Below are 16,314 nucleotides of genomic sequence, written 5' to 3' on the forward strand. Positions count from 1 at the left end.
CATCGCCGAAAGCGGACCCAAAGGGCCTCCGCCCACCCTGAGGTTGCTGACAACCGACGGATGGGAGGAGGCCCTCATATGGAGCGGGTCACCACAGCCGCGCCGGCGCCGGGCACCGAGCTCGGACTGCTGCGCCTGTGCGGTGAAGACTGGGACACCGTGGTCGAACGGGATCCATCGATCCGCGGCCACGTGGAAGGACTGCTGCACCCGGCGCTGCCCGCGATGTGGGCCCATCGCGTCGCGCATCTCCTGCACAACCGCGGGCTTCGGCGGACCGCACGCACGCTGATGCTGCTCGTGCGTGCCACGACCGGGGTGGAGATCCATCCCGGCGCGAGGCTCGGCCGCCGGGTGTTCATCGACCACGGCACGGCCGTCGTCATCGGGGAGACGGCCGTCGTCGGCGACGACGTCACGATCTACCACCAGGTGACGCTCGGCGCAGTCGGCTGGTGGCGCGACAACCTGCGCCCGTCCGGCGAACGCAGGCATCCCGTGATCGGCAGGAACGTCGTTCTCGGCACGGGTGCCACCGTGCTCGGCCCGATCAGCGTCGGCGACGACGCCGTCATCGGGGCCTGCGCTCTCGTCGTCGCCGACGTGCCCGGCCGTGCCGCGGCGCTCGCGCCGACGGCGGCGGTGTCCACCGGCCACACCCTTCGGAGGGCGGCGTCATGACCACGACCCTGGGCACCCCGCGGGTCGCCGAGTCGATCGACGAGCTGGTCGGCAACACACCTCTGCTGCGGCTGCCCACCGCGAACGCGACGGTGCTCGCCAAGCTCGAGTCGGCCAACCCCGGCTCCAGCGTCAAGGACCGGGCGGCGCTGTGGATGCTGCGCGGCGCCGAACGCGACGGCCTGCTCACCCCCGGATCCGGCACCGTCATCGAGGCGACGTCCGGCAACACCGGGATCGCGCTGGCCGCGTTGAGCGCCGCACGCGGCTACCGGTGCGTCATCGTGCTGCCCGACAACGCCACCCGCGAGCGCATCGGACTGCTCGAGGCACTGGGCGCGCGGGTGGTGCTGACTCCGGCCGAGCTCCGCTACCAGGGCTGCATCGATCGGGCCAGGGAACTGCACGAGGCGACGCCCGGCTCGTGGTTCCCGCAGCAGCACGCCAACCCCGACAACCCGGCCGCGCACTTCGAGTCCACCGGGCCGGAGATCTGGGCCGACACCGCGGGCGCCGTCGACGTCCTCGTCGCCGGCATCGGCACGGGCGGCACGCTCTGCGGCACCGCGGCCTACCTCAAGTCCCGCAACCCGCTGGTGCAGGCCGTCGGCGTGGAACCGGAAGGGTCCCCGCTGCTGTCGAGGGGGTACGCGGGCAGCCATGCCATCCCCGGCCTCAACGGCGGGTTCGTCGCCGACACGACGGACGTCGCGCTGATCGACGACGTGCTGACGGTCACCGACCAGGAGGCCGCGAACACCGCGCTGTGGCTGGCCCGGCAGGCCGGCGTGCTCGCCGGGATCTCGTCCGGTGCCGCCGCTTTCGGGGCGCTGCGCGTCGCCGAGAGGCCGGAGAACGAAGGCAAGACGATCGTCACCATCCTGCCCGACACCGGTGAGCGCTACCTGAGCGTGCTGACGTCGGCCGGCATCACGAGGGGAGCTGACCGATGAGCACTCTGCTGCTGGTCGGAGGTACGGACGACACGGTCGTCAAAGCGAAGGAGCTCGGCGTCACGGTGCTGCTCCTGCAGCACCCGACCAAGATCTCGGCGATCCAGGAGGCGGCCGCCGACGCCGTCCGGATCGTCGACTTCACGAGCTGGTCCGCGGTCGAGCCGGTGGCCGAGGAACTGTGGGACGTCCACGGCTTCGACGTCGCGTTGTCACTGACCGAACCGGGCCTCGACAACGCCGGGCGGATCAACGACAGGTTCGGTCTGGGCGGCACCGGTCTCGCGGTCACCCGGCTGTTCCGCGACAAGCTCGCCATGCGGGCACATCTGGCGCTGCACGACCCCGCGGCGGTGCCGGCGGCGTCGTTGGCCGAGCGCGGTGACCTCGACGCCTACGCGGCGCGCCACGGCTTCCCGTTCATCGTCAAGCCGACGGACGCGACCGCCGGGATCGGGGTGCTGAAGGTCGACGGGCCGGATGAGCTCGAGCGCGCGTGGGAGCACGTGACCCGCCTTCGCGGGACTCGCACCGACCGCGTCTCGACGCTGTTCCTGCTGGGCGAGTTCCTGATGGAGCGGTACATCGACGGCGAGGAGTACAGCGTCGAGACGTTCAGCTTCAACGGGCGCCACGTCGTGGTCGCGGTGACGGAGAAGTGGGTCGAGCCCCGGTCTTTCGCGGAGGTCGGGCACGTCGTGCCGGCGCGGATGAGCGCGGCCGACGAGGAACTGATCCGGGCGGAGGTGCCGCGGTTCCTGACCACCATGGGGTTGCGCGACGGTGTCGCGCACACCGAGGTCCGGGTCGGCTCGCGCGGGGTGGCGGTGATCGAGAGCCACAACCGGGTCGCCGGTGACGCCATCACGGACCTGGTCGAGGGCGCCTACGGGATCGACCTGGTCGCGTACTCGGTCGGCTGGCCGTTCGGTCTCGTCCCGGAACTCCCGGAACGGCCCGTGGCCCGCGCGGGCGCGAGCACCCGGTTCGTCGTCGGAACGCCCGGCCGCGTCCTGTCGGTCTCGGGTGTCGAGGCCGCTGCCGCCGCACCCGTGGCCCTGGTGGTCCGGGTGAGCGCCAAGCCCGGCGACGAGGTCCGCGCACTGCGGGACAACTGGGACCGGCTCGGGCTGGTCGCGGTCACCGGCCTCGACGCCGACGACGCCGTCGCGAACGGCGCCAGGCTGATCGAGTCGGTGATCGACATCCAGGTCGAGACCGAGGACGGCACCGTCGTGCGCGCGGGTGCCGCCGAGATCGCCGAGGCGGTGCCGGCATGAGCGTGCTGATCATCCACCGCAACCCGTTCGAACCGTTCCCGTACCGCCACTGGCTGTCCGGGTACGACGACGACGTCGTCGTCCTCGCCGCTCGTGACCGCATCACCGGTGCGGGGGAGGAGGTTCCCGCCGATCACCTGGGGCTGGCCCACCTCGAGGTCGTGCCGGACTTCCACGACGAGGAGTTCGTGTTCGACCGGGCGCTGACGCTGGCCGTGAAGTTCGAGGTGACCCACGTCGTCGCGCACCACGAGGCCGATCTGCTGGTTGCGGCGCGGGTGCGTGAGAAACTGGGTCTCGCGGGCGCGTGGACCGCGGACACCGTGCCGTACCGGGACAAGTCGGTCATGAAGCGGATGCTCGTCGCCGCCGGGATCGAGGTCGCACGCCACGCCGTGGTCTCGAGCGCGGCGCAGGTGTGGGAGTTCGCCGGGGAGAACGGGTTCCCGGTCGTCGTCAAGGACGTCGCCGGGTTCAACTCGATCGGCCTGCGCGTGCTGCACGGCTCGGAGCCGCTGGAGCTCCGCGGTCCGGCGCTCGTGGAGGCGTTCGTGCCGGGCCGGATGTGCCACGTCGACGGCTTGGTCGTCGGCGGGCGCGTCGTGCTGGAGTGGGCGTCGCAGTACCAGTACTCGCTCTCGTCGTTCGGCTCCGATCCGGGTGCGCGCGTCGACCTGACGCTCGACGTGACGGACCCGTTGTCGGTGCGGCTGCTGGAGCTGACCGGGCGAGCCGTCACCGCGTTGCGGACGTCGGACCGGCACCTCGAGCACGCCTTCCACGCCGAGGTGTTCCACACGCCCGACGACCGGCTCGTGGTGTGCGAGATCGCGGCCAGGACCGGTGGGGCCAAGATCCGCGAGGTCGGTGCCGCGATCTTCGGCATCAACCACGGCGAGTACGTGACCCGCGCGCAACTGGGCCTGTCCCTGCCGCTGCTCGCCGACACCCTCGCCGGCGGTCCTCCGCCCGTCCCCGCCCGGATGTCCGGGCAGGTGCTGATGATGAAGCGGCCGGGTCTCGTGGAGGCGCTGCCGTCGGCGGTCGTCGAACCCTGGTTGGCGCGGTTCTGGCGCTACGCGGCCGTCGGCGACGTCATCCCACCGGCGGCGGGGTCCGCGGACTTCCTGCTCGCCGCCGTGGCCACCGGCGCCGACCGGGCGGAGGCGGAGTCCCGCCTGCGCGCGCTCGGGGCCAGGTTCGAGACCCAGACCCGCGTAGTCCAGGAGGGATCGTCGTGAAGAAGCACACTCTGCCGGAGATGGACGTCCTCACATCCGTCGACCTGGTGCTCGTCGCCGCCAACCCGAGCGGCGCCCGCGTCGAGCGGCCCGCCGCGCGGATTCCCGAACAGCGGAGGAAGGACCGGCGATGAACGGCTGGCGTACCCGGTACCTGACCGGGATGGTCGTCGACGCGACCGGTGCGGGCATGTACCTGCCGTTGTCCCTGCTGTACTTCCACCACATCACCGGGCTGTCGATCGAACGGGTCGGCGTGCTGATGACAGCGGGCGCGCTGTTCGCCTTGGTGGGCAACCCGATCGCCGGGGTGCTCGTCGACCGGTTCGGCGCGCGCAGTGTGGTCGTCGGCGGGTACCTGGTGCGGGCGTTCGGGTTCGGGCTCTACCCGTTCGTGGACTCGGCGCTCGGCATGTTCCTCGCCGTAGCCCTGGTGGCGGTGGGCGACGGATCGTTCTCCCCGTCGATCCAGTCGCTGGTGGCCGACATCGCCCAAGGCGCAGAACGGGACAAGCTGCTCGCCGCACAACGGAGTCTGCGCAACGCGGGCCTCGGTGCGGGCGGTCTGGTCGCGGCCGGCGCGCTGACGCTCGGCAGTGACGCGGCGTACCAGGTGGTCGTGGTCGGCACGGGCCTCGCGTTCGTGCTGGCGGCGGTGATCGTCGGTTCCATCAGGTACCGGCCGGCGGCGCCCAGGGTGAGAACCCCGGCGCGCGGCGGGTACCGGACGGTGCTCGCGAACCGGCCGTTCATGCTCCTGACCGCGCTGAACGTGCCGGTCGCCTTCGGGTACATGGTGCTGGCGGTGGCGTTGCCGGTGTACATCACCACGCAGCTCGGTGCGCCGACCGGTCTCGTGGGCACGTTGTACGCGGTGAACACCATCGGGATCGCGTTGCTGCAGATCCCGGTCACCCGTTACCTGGTGCGGTACCAGCGCACCAGGACCACGGCGGCGGGTGCGGCGGTGATCGGTGTGTCGTTCGTCGTGTTCGCCGCGCTCGGGGTGGTGTCGTCGTCGACCGCCGTGCTGCTCGTGGGCGCGTTCGCCGCCACGGCGTTGTTCACGCTGGGAGAGCTGATGCACGGGGCGACCGCCTCGGCGCTGGTGTCCTCCGCGGCACCGACCGAGACGCGCGGGCGTCATCTGTCGGTGTACCAGTTCTCCTGGGCGATCCCGACCGCCCTGGCGCCGGCGGTCCTGACGTGGTTGATGACGTTCTCGGCGACGGGCATGTGGCTCGTGTTGGCCGCGGGCGTGACCGCGTCCGCGCTGGCCTTGGTGCGCCTGGAACCCAGGCTGCCGCAGGAGGCGGTGCGCATCGCGGTCCCGGTGCCGCAACCGGCCTGAAAATCCTTTGTGGACTGAGAACGCCCGGTGGGTTCATCCGCCGGGCGTTCTCGCTTCTCCGCCGTCCTTACCGGACCGATAGCGCTTCGACAGCGTTCTTTCTGAACCTGACAGGGAGAAGGGCCGCTGCAACGAAGGGGGTCGACGTGAAACGCGCCTTGCTGGACGCCGATGCGCACACGCGGGAGTTCAACCGGACCCTGCGGGACGTGCCGGACCGGACGCTGGTGGACCTGCTCGACGAGCAGGTGCGCCGGCGCGGCCAGGACATCGCGGTGGTACACGGCGACGAGCGGCTGACGTTCACGGAGCTCTCGGCACGGGCCACGGCCGTGGGCGCCCACCTGAGGAACCTGGGTGTGCGCGAAGACGACTGCGTCGGACTCTTCGTGCACCCGTCGTCCGATCTGATCGTGGGCGCGTGGGGAGTGCTGCACGCGGGCGGCGCCTACCTCCCGCTCGCGCCGGAGTACCCGGAGGACCGCCTCCGGTACATGGTCGAGGACTTCGGCGGCGACCTCGTCCTCACGCAGCGGGAGCTCGCCGGGAAGCTGCGCCGCATGGTGCCGCCGCAGACCACCGTCGTCGTGCTCGACGACATCGACACCCCTGCGGGCCAGCCGGTGCCACCCTCGCCGGGAGATCTCGCCTACGTGATCTACACGTCCGGCAGCACGGGCAAGCCCAAGGGCGCGATGATCGAGCACCGGGCGATCGTCAACCAGATGTGCTGGCTCGCCGAGACGCACGGCATCGACCACCGCCGTGTCGTGCTGCAGAAGACACCGATGAGCTTCGACGCGGCCCAGTGGGAGATCCTGGCGTCCGCCTGCGGCAGCACCGTGGTCATGGGCGCGCCCGGCGTGTACCGCGACCCCGACGCGCTCGTGGACACCATCAAGGCGCACGGCGTGACGACGCTGCAGTGCGTGCCGACACTGCTGCAGGCCATTGTGGACACGGAGCGGATCACCGAGTGCACGACGCTCCAGCAGGTCTTCTGCGGCGGTGAGGCGCTCTCCCGTTCACTCGCCCAGCAGTTCTTCGCCGAGCTGCCCGATCGCGAGCTGGTCAACCTCTACGGACCCACCGAGTGCACGATCAACTCGTCCTCGCACCGGGTGGACCCGGCCGTGGTCGCGGACGGGCCGCCGACCGTGCCGATCGGCACACCGGTGCACAACACGCAGTACTACGTCCTGGACGGCGATCGAGGACCGGTCGCCGTCGGCGAGATCGGTGAGCTGTACATCGGCGGGCGGCAGCTCGCGCGCGGCTACATCGGCAAGCCGGACCTGACCGCGGACCGGTTCGTGGACAACCCGTTCCACGCCGACTTCGGTTCGCCCCGGTTGTACCGCACCGGCGACCTGGCCTACTGGAACCCCGACGGCACAGCGGTGTTCGTCGGCCGCACTGACAACCAGGTGAAGCTGCGCGGGTTCCGGGTCGAGCTCGACGAGGTGCGCCTGGCGCTGGAGACGCACGAGTGGATCAAGCACGCGGCCGTTGTGGTGCGCGACGACCCGCGCACCGGGTTCCAGAACCTCGTTGCGTTCGTCGAGCTGAACCCCAAGGAGGCCGCCCTGATGGACCAGGGCAGCCACGGCGCCCACCACCAGTCCAAGGAAGGCCGGGTGCAGCTGCGCGCGCAGCTGTCCAACCTGGGGTGCCGGGAGTCCGGCGAGCTGAGCGGCAAGCCGGTGCTGGACCTGCCCGGCCGCGAGCCGACGGCGTTGCAGCGCCGCACGGTGTTCGCCCGCAAGACCTACCGCTTCTACGAGGGCGGCACCGTCTCCAGCGACGACGTCTTGGAGCTGCTGCGGACGCGGACGGCCGCCACCACCTCCCGTGACCCGGCGTCGGTGGGGCAGCAGGAGTTCGGCCGCATCATGCGGTACTTCGGGCAGTTCCACAGCGTCAAGCGGCTGCTGCCCAAGTACGGGTACGCCTCGCCGGGCTCGCTCTACGCCACCCAGCTGTACCTGGAGGTCGACGGCTTGTTCGGCCTGGAACCGGGGTTCTACTACTACCACCCGGTCGAGCACCGGTTGTACCTCATCCAGCCGAAGACGGCTGGTCCGCGCCAGCGCGCCCGCGTGCACTTCGTCGGCAGGCGGCGAGCCATCGAACCGGTGTACCGCACCAACATCCTCGAGGTCCTGGAGATCGAGGCGGGGCACATGGTCGGCCTGTTCGAGCAGATCCTGCCGGAGCACGGGCTGACCGTCCGCGCTGCCGGGCACGCACCCGAGGTCATGGCGCACCTCGAATGCGCCTCCGAGGACTACTACCTGGGCGCGTTCGACTTCGTGCCCGCGCACCCGGAACCGGCCGAGGAACCCATGGACGTGTACGTGCAGGCGCACGGCGACCGCGTCCCCGGTCTGCCGGCAGGCCTCTACCGGTTCGAGGACGACGGTTTCAAGCGAGTCGCGGACGGCGTGATCGAACGCAGGCACGTCATCGCCATCAACCAGCAGGCCTACGAACGCGCCGCGTTCGGCGTCGCGCTGGTCAGCCGCACCGGCCAGGACTGGCTCTCCTACCTGGAGCTCGGCCGGGTGCTGCACCGCTACCAGGCGGTGCGCGGCCTGGGACTCATGTCCTCCGGCTACAGCTCGAAGAGCGGTCACGACCTGCCCTCGCACCGCCGGCTCACGGCGTTGCTGGACGAGCGGGGACTGCCGGTGGGCCCGTCGTACTTCTTCATCGGCGGCAAGGTCAGCGAGGAGCAGATCCGCCACCGCGGCATGAAGGAGGACGCGGTGCACATGAAGGGGCCGACCGAGCTGATCCGCGACGACCTGCGTTCGTTCCTGCCGGACTACATGATGCCGAACAAGGTGATCGTGCTCGACCGCCTGCCGCACACCGCGAACGGCAAGATCGACACGCGCTCCCTGGCCGGGTCGGACCTCGCCGCCGCCGACTTCTCCGACCAGCCGGTGGTCGAACCGCGCACCGAGTCCGAACGCCGCATCGGTGAGATGTGGGGCAGGCTCATGAAGGTCGAGGCGGTCTCGGTGCGGACCGACTTCTTCGCCGCGGGCGGCAACTCACTGCTGGCGGTGGGCCTCGTGAACCGCATCAACCGGGACTTCGGCCTGACCCTGCCACTGCAGGTGCTGTTCGACGCACCGACTGTCGAGGCCCTGGCGAAGGTGGTGGAGGGCGGCACCGCGGACACGACGTCCAGGCTCGTCAGGCTTTCCGCCGCGGGCAACCTCGAACCCGTGTACTGCTGGCCGGGCCTCGGCGGCTACCCGATGAACCTGCGGCAGCTGGCCGCGCGAGCAGGCCGCCCGTTCTACGGCGTGCAGGCCCACGGTGTGAACGCCGGCGAGACCGCGTACCCGTCGATCGCCGAGATGGCCGCCCGCGACCTGGAGTTGATGCGCCGCAGACAACCCCAGGGCCCGTACACGCTGTGGGGCTACTCGTTCGGCGCGCGTGTCGCCTTCGAGGCCACCCGCCAACTCGAGCGGGACGGAGAGCGCGTGGAACAGCTCTTCCTGATCGCGCCGGGCAACCCGAGGGCCGGCGGCACCGACCGGACACCGAGCTGGCGCAGCCGCGACTACGTCACGATCCTGTTCTCGGTCTTCGCGGGCGCCGTCTCCGGCGACCTGCTGGAAGAGTGCCTGCGCGCGACACGGGACGAGGCCACGTTCACCGCGTTCGTCAGCTCACGTCTGGACCTGGACCCGGAACTGGTCCGCCGGATCGCGCGCGTGGTGCACCAGACGTACCGCTTCGACCACACCGACCGCGACCTGGCGATGCGCGCGATCGCGGCCCCCGTCACCGTGTTCCGCGCTGTGGGCGACCAGCCGTCGTTCATCGAGCGCCCGGCGGTGCGCGCCTCGGTGTCCTTCGTGGACGTGCCGGCGGACCACTACGGGATGCTCCGCCTTCCGCTCGTCGACACGCTCGTCGAACACATCCGTTCCGTCCAAGGAGGCCCTCGATGCCGCACGTGACCATCAAGCACTTCCCCGCCACGCTCTCCCCGGAGCGGTCGGCCGCGTTGTCGACCGCGCTGACCTCGGCCATCACCGAGGCCTTCGGGTGCCCGGACGACGTCGTCTCGATCGCGCTGCAGCCGGTGCCGGCCGAGGCTTGGGACGAGCAGGTGTACCAGCCCGAGATCGCCGGGCGGGACTCGTTGCTCAAACAGCCGCGGTACTGACGCTCGCCCCGCGTTGCGAACGGCCTGTCGACGACCTCGGCGACAGGCCGTTCGGCGTCTCCTGATCCCGTGCTCCCAAGGCCTGTCGGCTTCACTTGACCGAGGCTGCCGCGCCCGCTCGGCGGCATGCGCGGACGCGTTGCCCTTGTGAAAACCATTGGTGACCGACTTGCCCCGCTGATGTACTGATGGCCACCGTGAGTCTGCCGCGTGACGGAGGTAGTAGGTGTGAGTGGCTACAACGCGCTTGCCGAGGTGTACGAGTGGCTCATCTCGGATGCGAAGCTGACTCCGGCCGAGTTCGCTGCGTCGTTCGACGACGTCCTCAGTCTCCTGCCGTCGAACGCTCACGTCCTCGATTGTTCGTGCGGGACCGGACAGTTGGCGGTTGGCCTCGCCGGTCTTGGCATGCACGTTGTCGCAACTGACGCCAGCGAAGCGATGGTTCGTCGGACCGCGGAGTTGTCCGAGGAGTTCAGGGCATCTGTCCGGACAGTGCGGGCGGACTGGCAGGAGTTGCCCGACCAGTTCGATGACGACACCTTCGACATGGTGTTCTGCGTCGGCAACTCGCTGCACCATGCCGAGGGCGCGCGAGGCAGAGTTGCTGCTCTGGAGTCGATGTCACGGCTTCTGCGCCGTGGCGGGCGCTTGGTGCTCACCTCCCGCACGTGGGAGCTCGTCAGGGCCAGAGGTTCCCGGCTGGACATCAGCGACCGACTCGTCCGCCGGAACGGTCGCGATGCCGTCGTGGTCTACCGCTGGGACATTGCGCCGAACTGGGAGGACGAGCACCACATCGAGATCGCGGTCGCGCAAGTAGGTACGGCTGGGTCGGTTCTTGCCCGCTCGGAACTGCTGTCGAGCTGGCCCTACCGATACGAAGAACTCGAAGCCGAGCTGCACCGGGTCGGACTCCGGACGGAAATGAGCACGTTCAACCTCGAGGCCGAGAACTACATGGTGGTGGCGGGCAAGGTGTAGCCAACGGGCTCTCAGTCCGTGGCCGGACCGCGCGGTTGCAACCAGGAGGCTTGCGTCCTCTCATCGGCATGACAGCGTCTCGCGGTGCTCGAGGCAGCCTCGACCGTGCCGCGCCAGTGGCCTACGCTGTGAGCGTGATCAACGCTCTTGGCCGCCTTGAGCCTGTGAATCCGCGTGACGTGTGGACATACGAGGCACGGGACTTCACTCCTTGGCTGCTGGCCAACGCGGAAGCCCTGTCCGAGGCCGTGGGCATGGATCTCAGACTCGAGGCAGCCGAGCACAGGGTTGGCGGCTTCAGTCTTGATCTCATCGGGGTCGACACCGCCACCGGCGACCGCGTCATCGTGGAGAACCAACTCGAGCCCAGCGATCACAACCATCTTGGTCAGATCCTGACCTACGCCGGCGGCACTGATCCGGCCAACGTCCTATGGCTGGCGACGTCCTTTCGCGAGGAGCACCGTGCGGCACTCGAATGGCTGAACGAGCGGACCGATGAACACACTCGGTTCTTCGGAGTTCGCATAGAAGTCGTAAGGATCGGGACGTCGCCGCCAGCGCCGTTGTTCACCTTGGTGGTTCAGCCCAACAATTGGGGCAAGAAGGTCCGAGCGAGCGCTACGACGCAGAGGTCGAAGTGGACCGAGGACGATTTCTTCAGCGCTCTCATGGAAGCCGACGTTCGGTTGGCCGACGCGGCGCGAGCTCTCTTCGAGCACTCCCGGACCTCGGCAACAGGCGCCTGGATGTACTGGGGTGAAGGAGCGCGTCCCTCGATGACCGCGCAGATCCCTGCGGGCTCGCAGACGCTGCAGCCGTGGTCTTTCTACCTCACCGGTGCGCCGAACGGTGGATCAGGCTGGGCAATCAACTTCGAGTGGATCCACAAGGGTGGCCGGGGCGTCGACGAGTCGGTCATGGAACAGTTCGCCAGCCGACTGGCGGAAATTCCGGGCCTGGCCGACCAGGTTGCAGCCGCGCGAGCCGCTGGATGGCGGAAGAGACCCACCATCCCAGCCCGCACTCTCGTCGCGGAGCCGAAGGCCCTCGAGGTCATCACGGAAGCCCTCGAAGAGCTCTATCGCACTGTGCAGGAACGGCACAACGTCTGACTGCGTTCAGCCAGCCATCCCAGCAGCGGCATGTGCGGATGTTCTGGTTGAGCTGAAGCCCCGCTCATGGCGAACCGAACGAGCGGCGGCGGGGAGAAGTGCTGCCGACCGAGGTCGGTGTTCAGTCGGTGGTGAGGGAGATGGTGAGATCTTCCTCCGCTGCCAGCACATCGCCACCGAACTCGACCCGCGCGGCGGCCACTGAGGCCATCCGATCGGTGCCCGGCCAGAAGTGGGTGAGCAGGAGCCGGCGCGCGCCGGCGAGTTGGGCCCATCGCCCCGCCTCAGCCGAGGTCATCAGGTTGCGCACCGGCCGGTTGGGCTCGCCGTCCCGATCGGTGGCCTCGACGATGAACAGGTCGGCGTCCCGGCCGAGTTCGGCCAGCAACGAGTCGGGACCGGTGTCTCCGGTGTAGGCGAGGGTCGTCCCGTCGGCCTGCAGTCGGACGCCGGCGTTGGGCACGAAGTGCGGCAGCGGCACACTGGTCAGGGCGAACGGGCCGACCCGGTAGGCGCCGGGCAGGGGGTGCACCTCGAAGATCGTGCGCAGGTCCACCTCCGGCTCCAGGCCGCTGAGCCGGGCGAGAACCCCGGGCGGGCAGTACAACGGCACCTGCGGTTCGCGTGGACCGCCGTAGAGGCGTATGCGGAACAGTCCGTGCAGGTCGATGCAGTGATCGGGGTGCTCGTGGGTGATGACCACAGCGTCCACCGCGCCATCCGGGCAGCGGGCGAGCAGACGAGGCAGCGTGGCGTAGCCGAGATCGAGCACCAGTCGGTATCCGTCCCAGTCCACCAAGAACCCGCTGCACGCTCGACCGGGCTCGGGGAATGCGCCGCAACTGCCCAGTACGGTGATCTGCCGCATCCGAGCAGCATGCCATTCGAGTTCGGAGCTGCCAGATCTGGTTGTGTCACCTGCTCCCGGAAGCGCTGAGGCCCAACTGTGCCGTGCAGTTCAGGTCGTTCCGAGGACCCCTTCGGTGTGAACTAGTCAGGACGGCGGACACGATTGCTGCGGACGATGCTGGATCGCGGTGGCGCTGATCGGGACGTGCCGGCTCGTTGTCCACTCCGGCCAGCCGACCCGCTCTGCTTCGGCTGCGGTAAGCCTGGGCGCGACTTCGTCGAGCTGCGTGCGGACTGCGATGCTTCCGGCGGAACACTGGGGAGTCCGCGGCGCGCCTCAGCGAGCAGCGGAGCCGGCGCGGACCTCGGCCGGTGTCATGCCCATGAAGTAGACGATCTCCTCGTGGTTGGTCGATCCGATGAAGTCCTCCGCCCCCACTCGGTAGTAGAGGTCCGACTTCCAGCGCCCTGGCTCTGGCAGGTCGCGGGAGCCGAGGCGAACCTTTTCGATGATGGAGGGCACGTCGTACTCGAACTCGACATCCTTGCGCACGAAGTACTCCGTGCCGTGCAGCTCGACCACCGGCAGCCGCTCGGCGGGTTCCGCTGCTTCTGTGCTGTGGTAAGCGGGTTGGGTCAGGATGTCGTAGCGGAAGATCGCGTCGAGCACCTCGGCGTGCTCGGTGGCCAGTGAGGGGCGCACGGACTCCGTCCACCACCTTTCCAGCAGTCGTTTCGCGCTCGGGTCGCCCAGCAGGTACTTGACGGCGTCACCGTAGGCGCGGTCGTCGGTTGAGGCCCTCAGGACCGCGGCGCGCAGCGGGTCCGCCGCGGGGGCGTCCGTTGCGGCAATCCACGCGTCCAGGTCGCGCATCACCTCCGACTGCTTGATGTCGGCGAGTTCCCGCAGGCCCACCCACGTGTGACGCAGCACGGCGTTCTCCGCCATCACCCGTGCCCAGAAGAGAAACCGCTTGACGAGCCGGTTGTCCTCCAAGGTCATGGTGTCGTGGGAAAGGACGTACTCGAAGTCGTCCCGGTCGCCGCGGACCGTGACGATGCCGTACTCGTCCTTCTTCCCGGCGTAGCTGGTGTTGGGCAACAGGTGCAGCGGGTAGACGGCGATCCTCGACACGTGGCGGGACAGCCGGTCGTACCCCTCCATGAAGGACTCGACCGTCTCACCGGGCGCTCCCCAGATCAGTTCGGCGTAGCAGTCGAGTCCTTCCTGGTCGAGCCACTGGGCGAGGTCTTCCCACTCGTTGACCTTCATGTTGTGCCGGTTCATCGTCTTCAGCGCGTCCTCGCTGAGGGTTTGCAGCGCCAGCGTGAAAGAGCTGCGCATACCGGCTTCCTTCATGCGGCGGACGATGTCGAAGAACAACTTGGACTTGTTCTTCGCCCACGAGGTCTCCAGTGCGCGCGGATAGCCGTACTGGTTTCGGACCTCGATCATGTCGTCGACGAACTCCGCGTCGATCGGCAGGATGCCGAAGTTCGCGTCGCACAACACGATGGTGTGCACCTTGTGCTTGGCGAAGAGTTCGAGCTCTGCCCGGAGTCGTTCCCGGGAGAAGGCGCGGATGCGCTGGCCGGTGGCTCCTCCCCAATAGCAGAACGAACACTTGTACGGGCAACCGCGGTTCGTCTCCATCAGGGCGACGTCGTACTTGAACCGCCCGTCGTCGTCGGTGAGGTCGATGGCGCCGGTGAGGAACGGGGACGGGATCACGTCGAGGTCGTCGATGCGGTCCCTGGGTGGCGTGGTGACGACCTCGCCGCCCGAGTCCTGGTAGGAGATTCCGGTGATCAGCGGTAGGTTCCTGGGTGAAGCTCCGTCGAGGTAGGCGTTCAGCAGATCTGTGAACACCATTTCCCCTTCGCCGTTCACCACGACGTCGACGTCGGGGTGCATGCGGAATGTCCGCGCTCCCTGGTTCGCCACGTGTGTGCCGCCGAAGATGACCCAGCCGTCGGGGTTGAGTTGTTTGAAGGTCTCCGCGAGCGCGCCGAAGTCCCGGTAGTTCCATCCCAGCACCGAGAACGCGATGACGTCCGGAGGATCGTTCGCGAAAACCTCCTGCGCCATCTTCATCAGGGTGGCCCCGCCGTTGAAATTCACGATCCTGATGTCGCACCGCCCGTGCAGGCGGGCGTCGTCCAGTGCGGTGGCCTTCAGGAACCCGGATGCCAGTGGCATGGACTCCAGTGGGAGATCCCAAACACCTTGTTGTACCAGGAAGACGGAAACCCGGTCAGTTCGTGCCATCAGAATCTCCATACCTCGGGCATTCGGCAGAAAAGCACTTGGCGCCGGTCTGGCGGTGTGACCGGGATCCGACGTCCCGCGATGTCGAAAGAATCGTCGTGCGTTCCACTCGGTCGTCGCGATCTCCCGACATGCGGAGGCACCGCCGAGCGCACGGGCTCGGCGGTGCCTCCTTCCGAAGACGGCGGAACGGGCCGGCGGCGTGGCCGGAGAACGTTGCCGGGCGAATTGCGCTCAGACGGGTGCGTCGTGGTGCTGTCCCGGCGTCCTTCGTGCTGGACGGGCGCGGGGCGGTGCCGTCGGTGCCCCGCTGAAGCGTGCATCACCCACCCGGCGCGCCGGGTCGCACCAGTGAGCCGTCGCGACCGGCGGCGCAACTTGACTCCGGGGTGTCGCCGAGCGGAACCGGCCACCCTGGTGACACCGTTCGGCGGCGCCCTGCGGTGATCTACCAGGACGACGCAGGGATCTGCCAGACGACAAGGGAGGCTGTCGACGGTGGATCGAAAGGAGTCAGGACGGGGCCACTGCGGCGCGCCGGCGATCGTCCGTCACACGCCGAGCAGCACGCTGCCGGGGGCATTCGGGTCCGAGCTCAGCAGCATCTCCCTCGTCGCCCGGTTCCACTCCTCCTTGGTGATGTGTCCGTCGCCGTCCGTGTCGAGTTTTTGGAACGCGGCGTGCACGTCGCCGCCGGCGATACCGTCCCGCCTCAGTGCCTGGGCGAGTTCCTCTTCGGTGACCCGGCCGTCGCCATCCGAATCGATGATCTTGAAGAAGGAATCGTTCATCGAGACGTAGATCTGCTCCACCATGTCGTTGTCGATCGCCGCGGCGTACTCCTCCCTGGTGATCACCCGGCTGCCGTCGGCGTCGGCGCGGTTCAGCTGCCGCCACAGATCGGCGCCCGACTCGTGGATGTCACGGGCCTGCGGTGAGTCCGGCGGCACTTGGAAATCGCTGAGGAACCCCTTGATGTGCGCCTGGATGTCGTTCTCGTCGATCGCTCCGTCGTTGTTCCTGTCGAGTTTGGAGAACAGCATGTCGCGCTTTTGCTGTTGCAGGTCCGAGGTCATGCTTCTGCTCCTTGTCGTCGGGCTGTGATTCGCACCGATTCGTCGAGGTTGAACTCGGGCAACTTCCACCTCGTGTATACCGCCCGGCGTGCCGGATCGGACGGTCAGTCACCCTGTAGGGACGGGAACACGCCCGTATAGCTGTAGTTCCGCTGGAGCGCGTCACCGAGGGCGGTAATCGGATCAGCGGCTGCACGGGTACCCGGTTTCCTCTTTTACGAGGTCTGACGGACGTCACCGTCGCGCTCGGTCGGCTGTTCTCGTTCGTTTCGATGGAGATGCACTGGAGTCGCCGTGAGTGATGACCCGTTCCCCGACGAGTA

At 68.6% G+C, this 16,314-nt stretch carries 13 protein-coding genes; 10 read left to right on the top strand and 3 right to left on the bottom strand.

The genetic code is table 11. The features are described 5' to 3' along the window. Positions 1-78 precede the first annotated feature (78 nt). From epsC to V1227_RS05425, 10 genes are all read left to right on the top strand, one after another. The gene (gene epsC, locus V1227_RS05380; protein ID WP_329791349.1) at positions 79-681 is read left to right on the top strand and encodes a serine O-acetyltransferase EpsC; all 603 of its coding nucleotides are present in this window, start codon (positions 79-81) and stop codon (positions 679-681) included. After that, positions 678-1,634, top strand: a complete 957-nt coding sequence (locus V1227_RS05385; RefSeq protein ID WP_329791350.1) for a PLP-dependent cysteine synthase family protein — start codon at positions 678-680, stop codon at positions 1,632-1,634. Before epsC ends, V1227_RS05385 begins: the two co-directional genes overlap by 4 nt. After that, positions 1,631-2,914 (top strand): ATP-grasp domain-containing protein, encoded by a 1,284-nt coding sequence (locus V1227_RS05390; RefSeq protein ID WP_329791351.1) that lies wholly within the window; start codon positions 1,631-1,633, stop codon positions 2,912-2,914. The genes V1227_RS05385 and V1227_RS05390 overlap by 4 nt, the downstream gene beginning before the upstream one ends. Beyond that, positions 2,911-4,155: an ATP-grasp domain-containing protein gene (locus V1227_RS05395; RefSeq protein ID WP_329791352.1), complete on the top strand. Its 1,245-nt coding sequence runs from the start codon at positions 2,911-2,913 to the stop codon at positions 4,153-4,155. The genes V1227_RS05390 and V1227_RS05395 overlap by 4 nt, the downstream gene beginning before the upstream one ends. Beyond that, positions 4,152-4,289, top strand: coding sequence for a hypothetical protein (locus tag V1227_RS05400; RefSeq protein WP_236224508.1), 138 nt, complete (start codon positions 4,152-4,154; stop codon positions 4,287-4,289). Before V1227_RS05395 ends, V1227_RS05400 begins: the two co-directional genes overlap by 4 nt. Further along, complete coding sequence (locus V1227_RS05405) at positions 4,286-5,506, top strand: MFS transporter (RefSeq protein ID WP_329791353.1); 1,221 nt, start codon at positions 4,286-4,288, stop codon at positions 5,504-5,506. Before V1227_RS05400 ends, V1227_RS05405 begins: the two co-directional genes overlap by 4 nt. A gap of 146 nt (positions 5,507-5,652) precedes the next feature. After that, positions 5,653-9,489, top strand: a complete 3,837-nt coding sequence (locus V1227_RS05410; RefSeq protein WP_329791354.1) for a non-ribosomal peptide synthetase family protein — start codon at positions 5,653-5,655, stop codon at positions 9,487-9,489. Continuing rightward, positions 9,477-9,698 (top strand): tautomerase family protein, encoded by a 222-nt coding sequence (locus V1227_RS05415; protein WP_329791355.1) that lies wholly within the window; start codon positions 9,477-9,479, stop codon positions 9,696-9,698. The genes V1227_RS05410 and V1227_RS05415 overlap by 13 nt, the downstream gene beginning before the upstream one ends. Before the next feature lie 228 nt (positions 9,699-9,926). Then, complete coding sequence (locus V1227_RS05420; RefSeq protein ID WP_329791356.1) at positions 9,927-10,682, top strand: class I SAM-dependent methyltransferase; 756 nt, start codon at positions 9,927-9,929, stop codon at positions 10,680-10,682. Positions 10,683-10,816: 134 nt separating this feature from the next. Then, positions 10,817-11,797, top strand: a complete 981-nt coding sequence (locus tag V1227_RS05425) for a hypothetical protein (RefSeq protein ID WP_329791357.1) — start codon at positions 10,817-10,819, stop codon at positions 11,795-11,797. A 121-nt stretch (positions 11,798-11,918) separates the two neighbouring features. Here V1227_RS05425 and V1227_RS05430 read toward each other — a convergent pair whose 3' ends face one another. The 3 genes from V1227_RS05430 to V1227_RS05440 all read right to left on the bottom strand — a co-directional run bounded on the left by V1227_RS05430 (position 11,919) and on the right by V1227_RS05440 (position 15,991). Continuing rightward, positions 11,919-12,665 carry an MBL fold metallo-hydrolase gene (locus tag V1227_RS05430; RefSeq protein ID WP_329791358.1) on the bottom strand — a complete coding sequence of 249 codons (747 nt, stop codon included), beginning with the start codon at positions 12,663-12,665 and terminating at the stop codon, positions 11,919-11,921. Positions 12,666-12,983: 318 nt separating this feature from the next. Next, on the bottom strand, positions 12,984-14,846 hold the full coding sequence (locus V1227_RS05435; RefSeq protein WP_329791359.1) for a KedN5 family methylcobalamin-dependent radical SAM C-methyltransferase: 1,863 nt from the start codon (positions 14,844-14,846) through the stop codon (positions 12,984-12,986). Positions 14,847-15,466: 620 nt separating this feature from the next. Further along, positions 15,467-15,991: an EF-hand domain-containing protein gene (locus V1227_RS05440; protein WP_329791360.1), complete on the bottom strand. Its 525-nt coding sequence runs from the start codon at positions 15,989-15,991 to the stop codon at positions 15,467-15,469. Between the last annotated feature and the right edge of the window lie 323 nt (positions 15,992-16,314).

This window comes from Lentzea sp. DG1S-22 (assembly GCF_036321065.1).
GTDB lineage: Bacteria > Actinomycetota > Actinomycetes > Mycobacteriales > Pseudonocardiaceae > Lentzea > Lentzea jiangxiensis.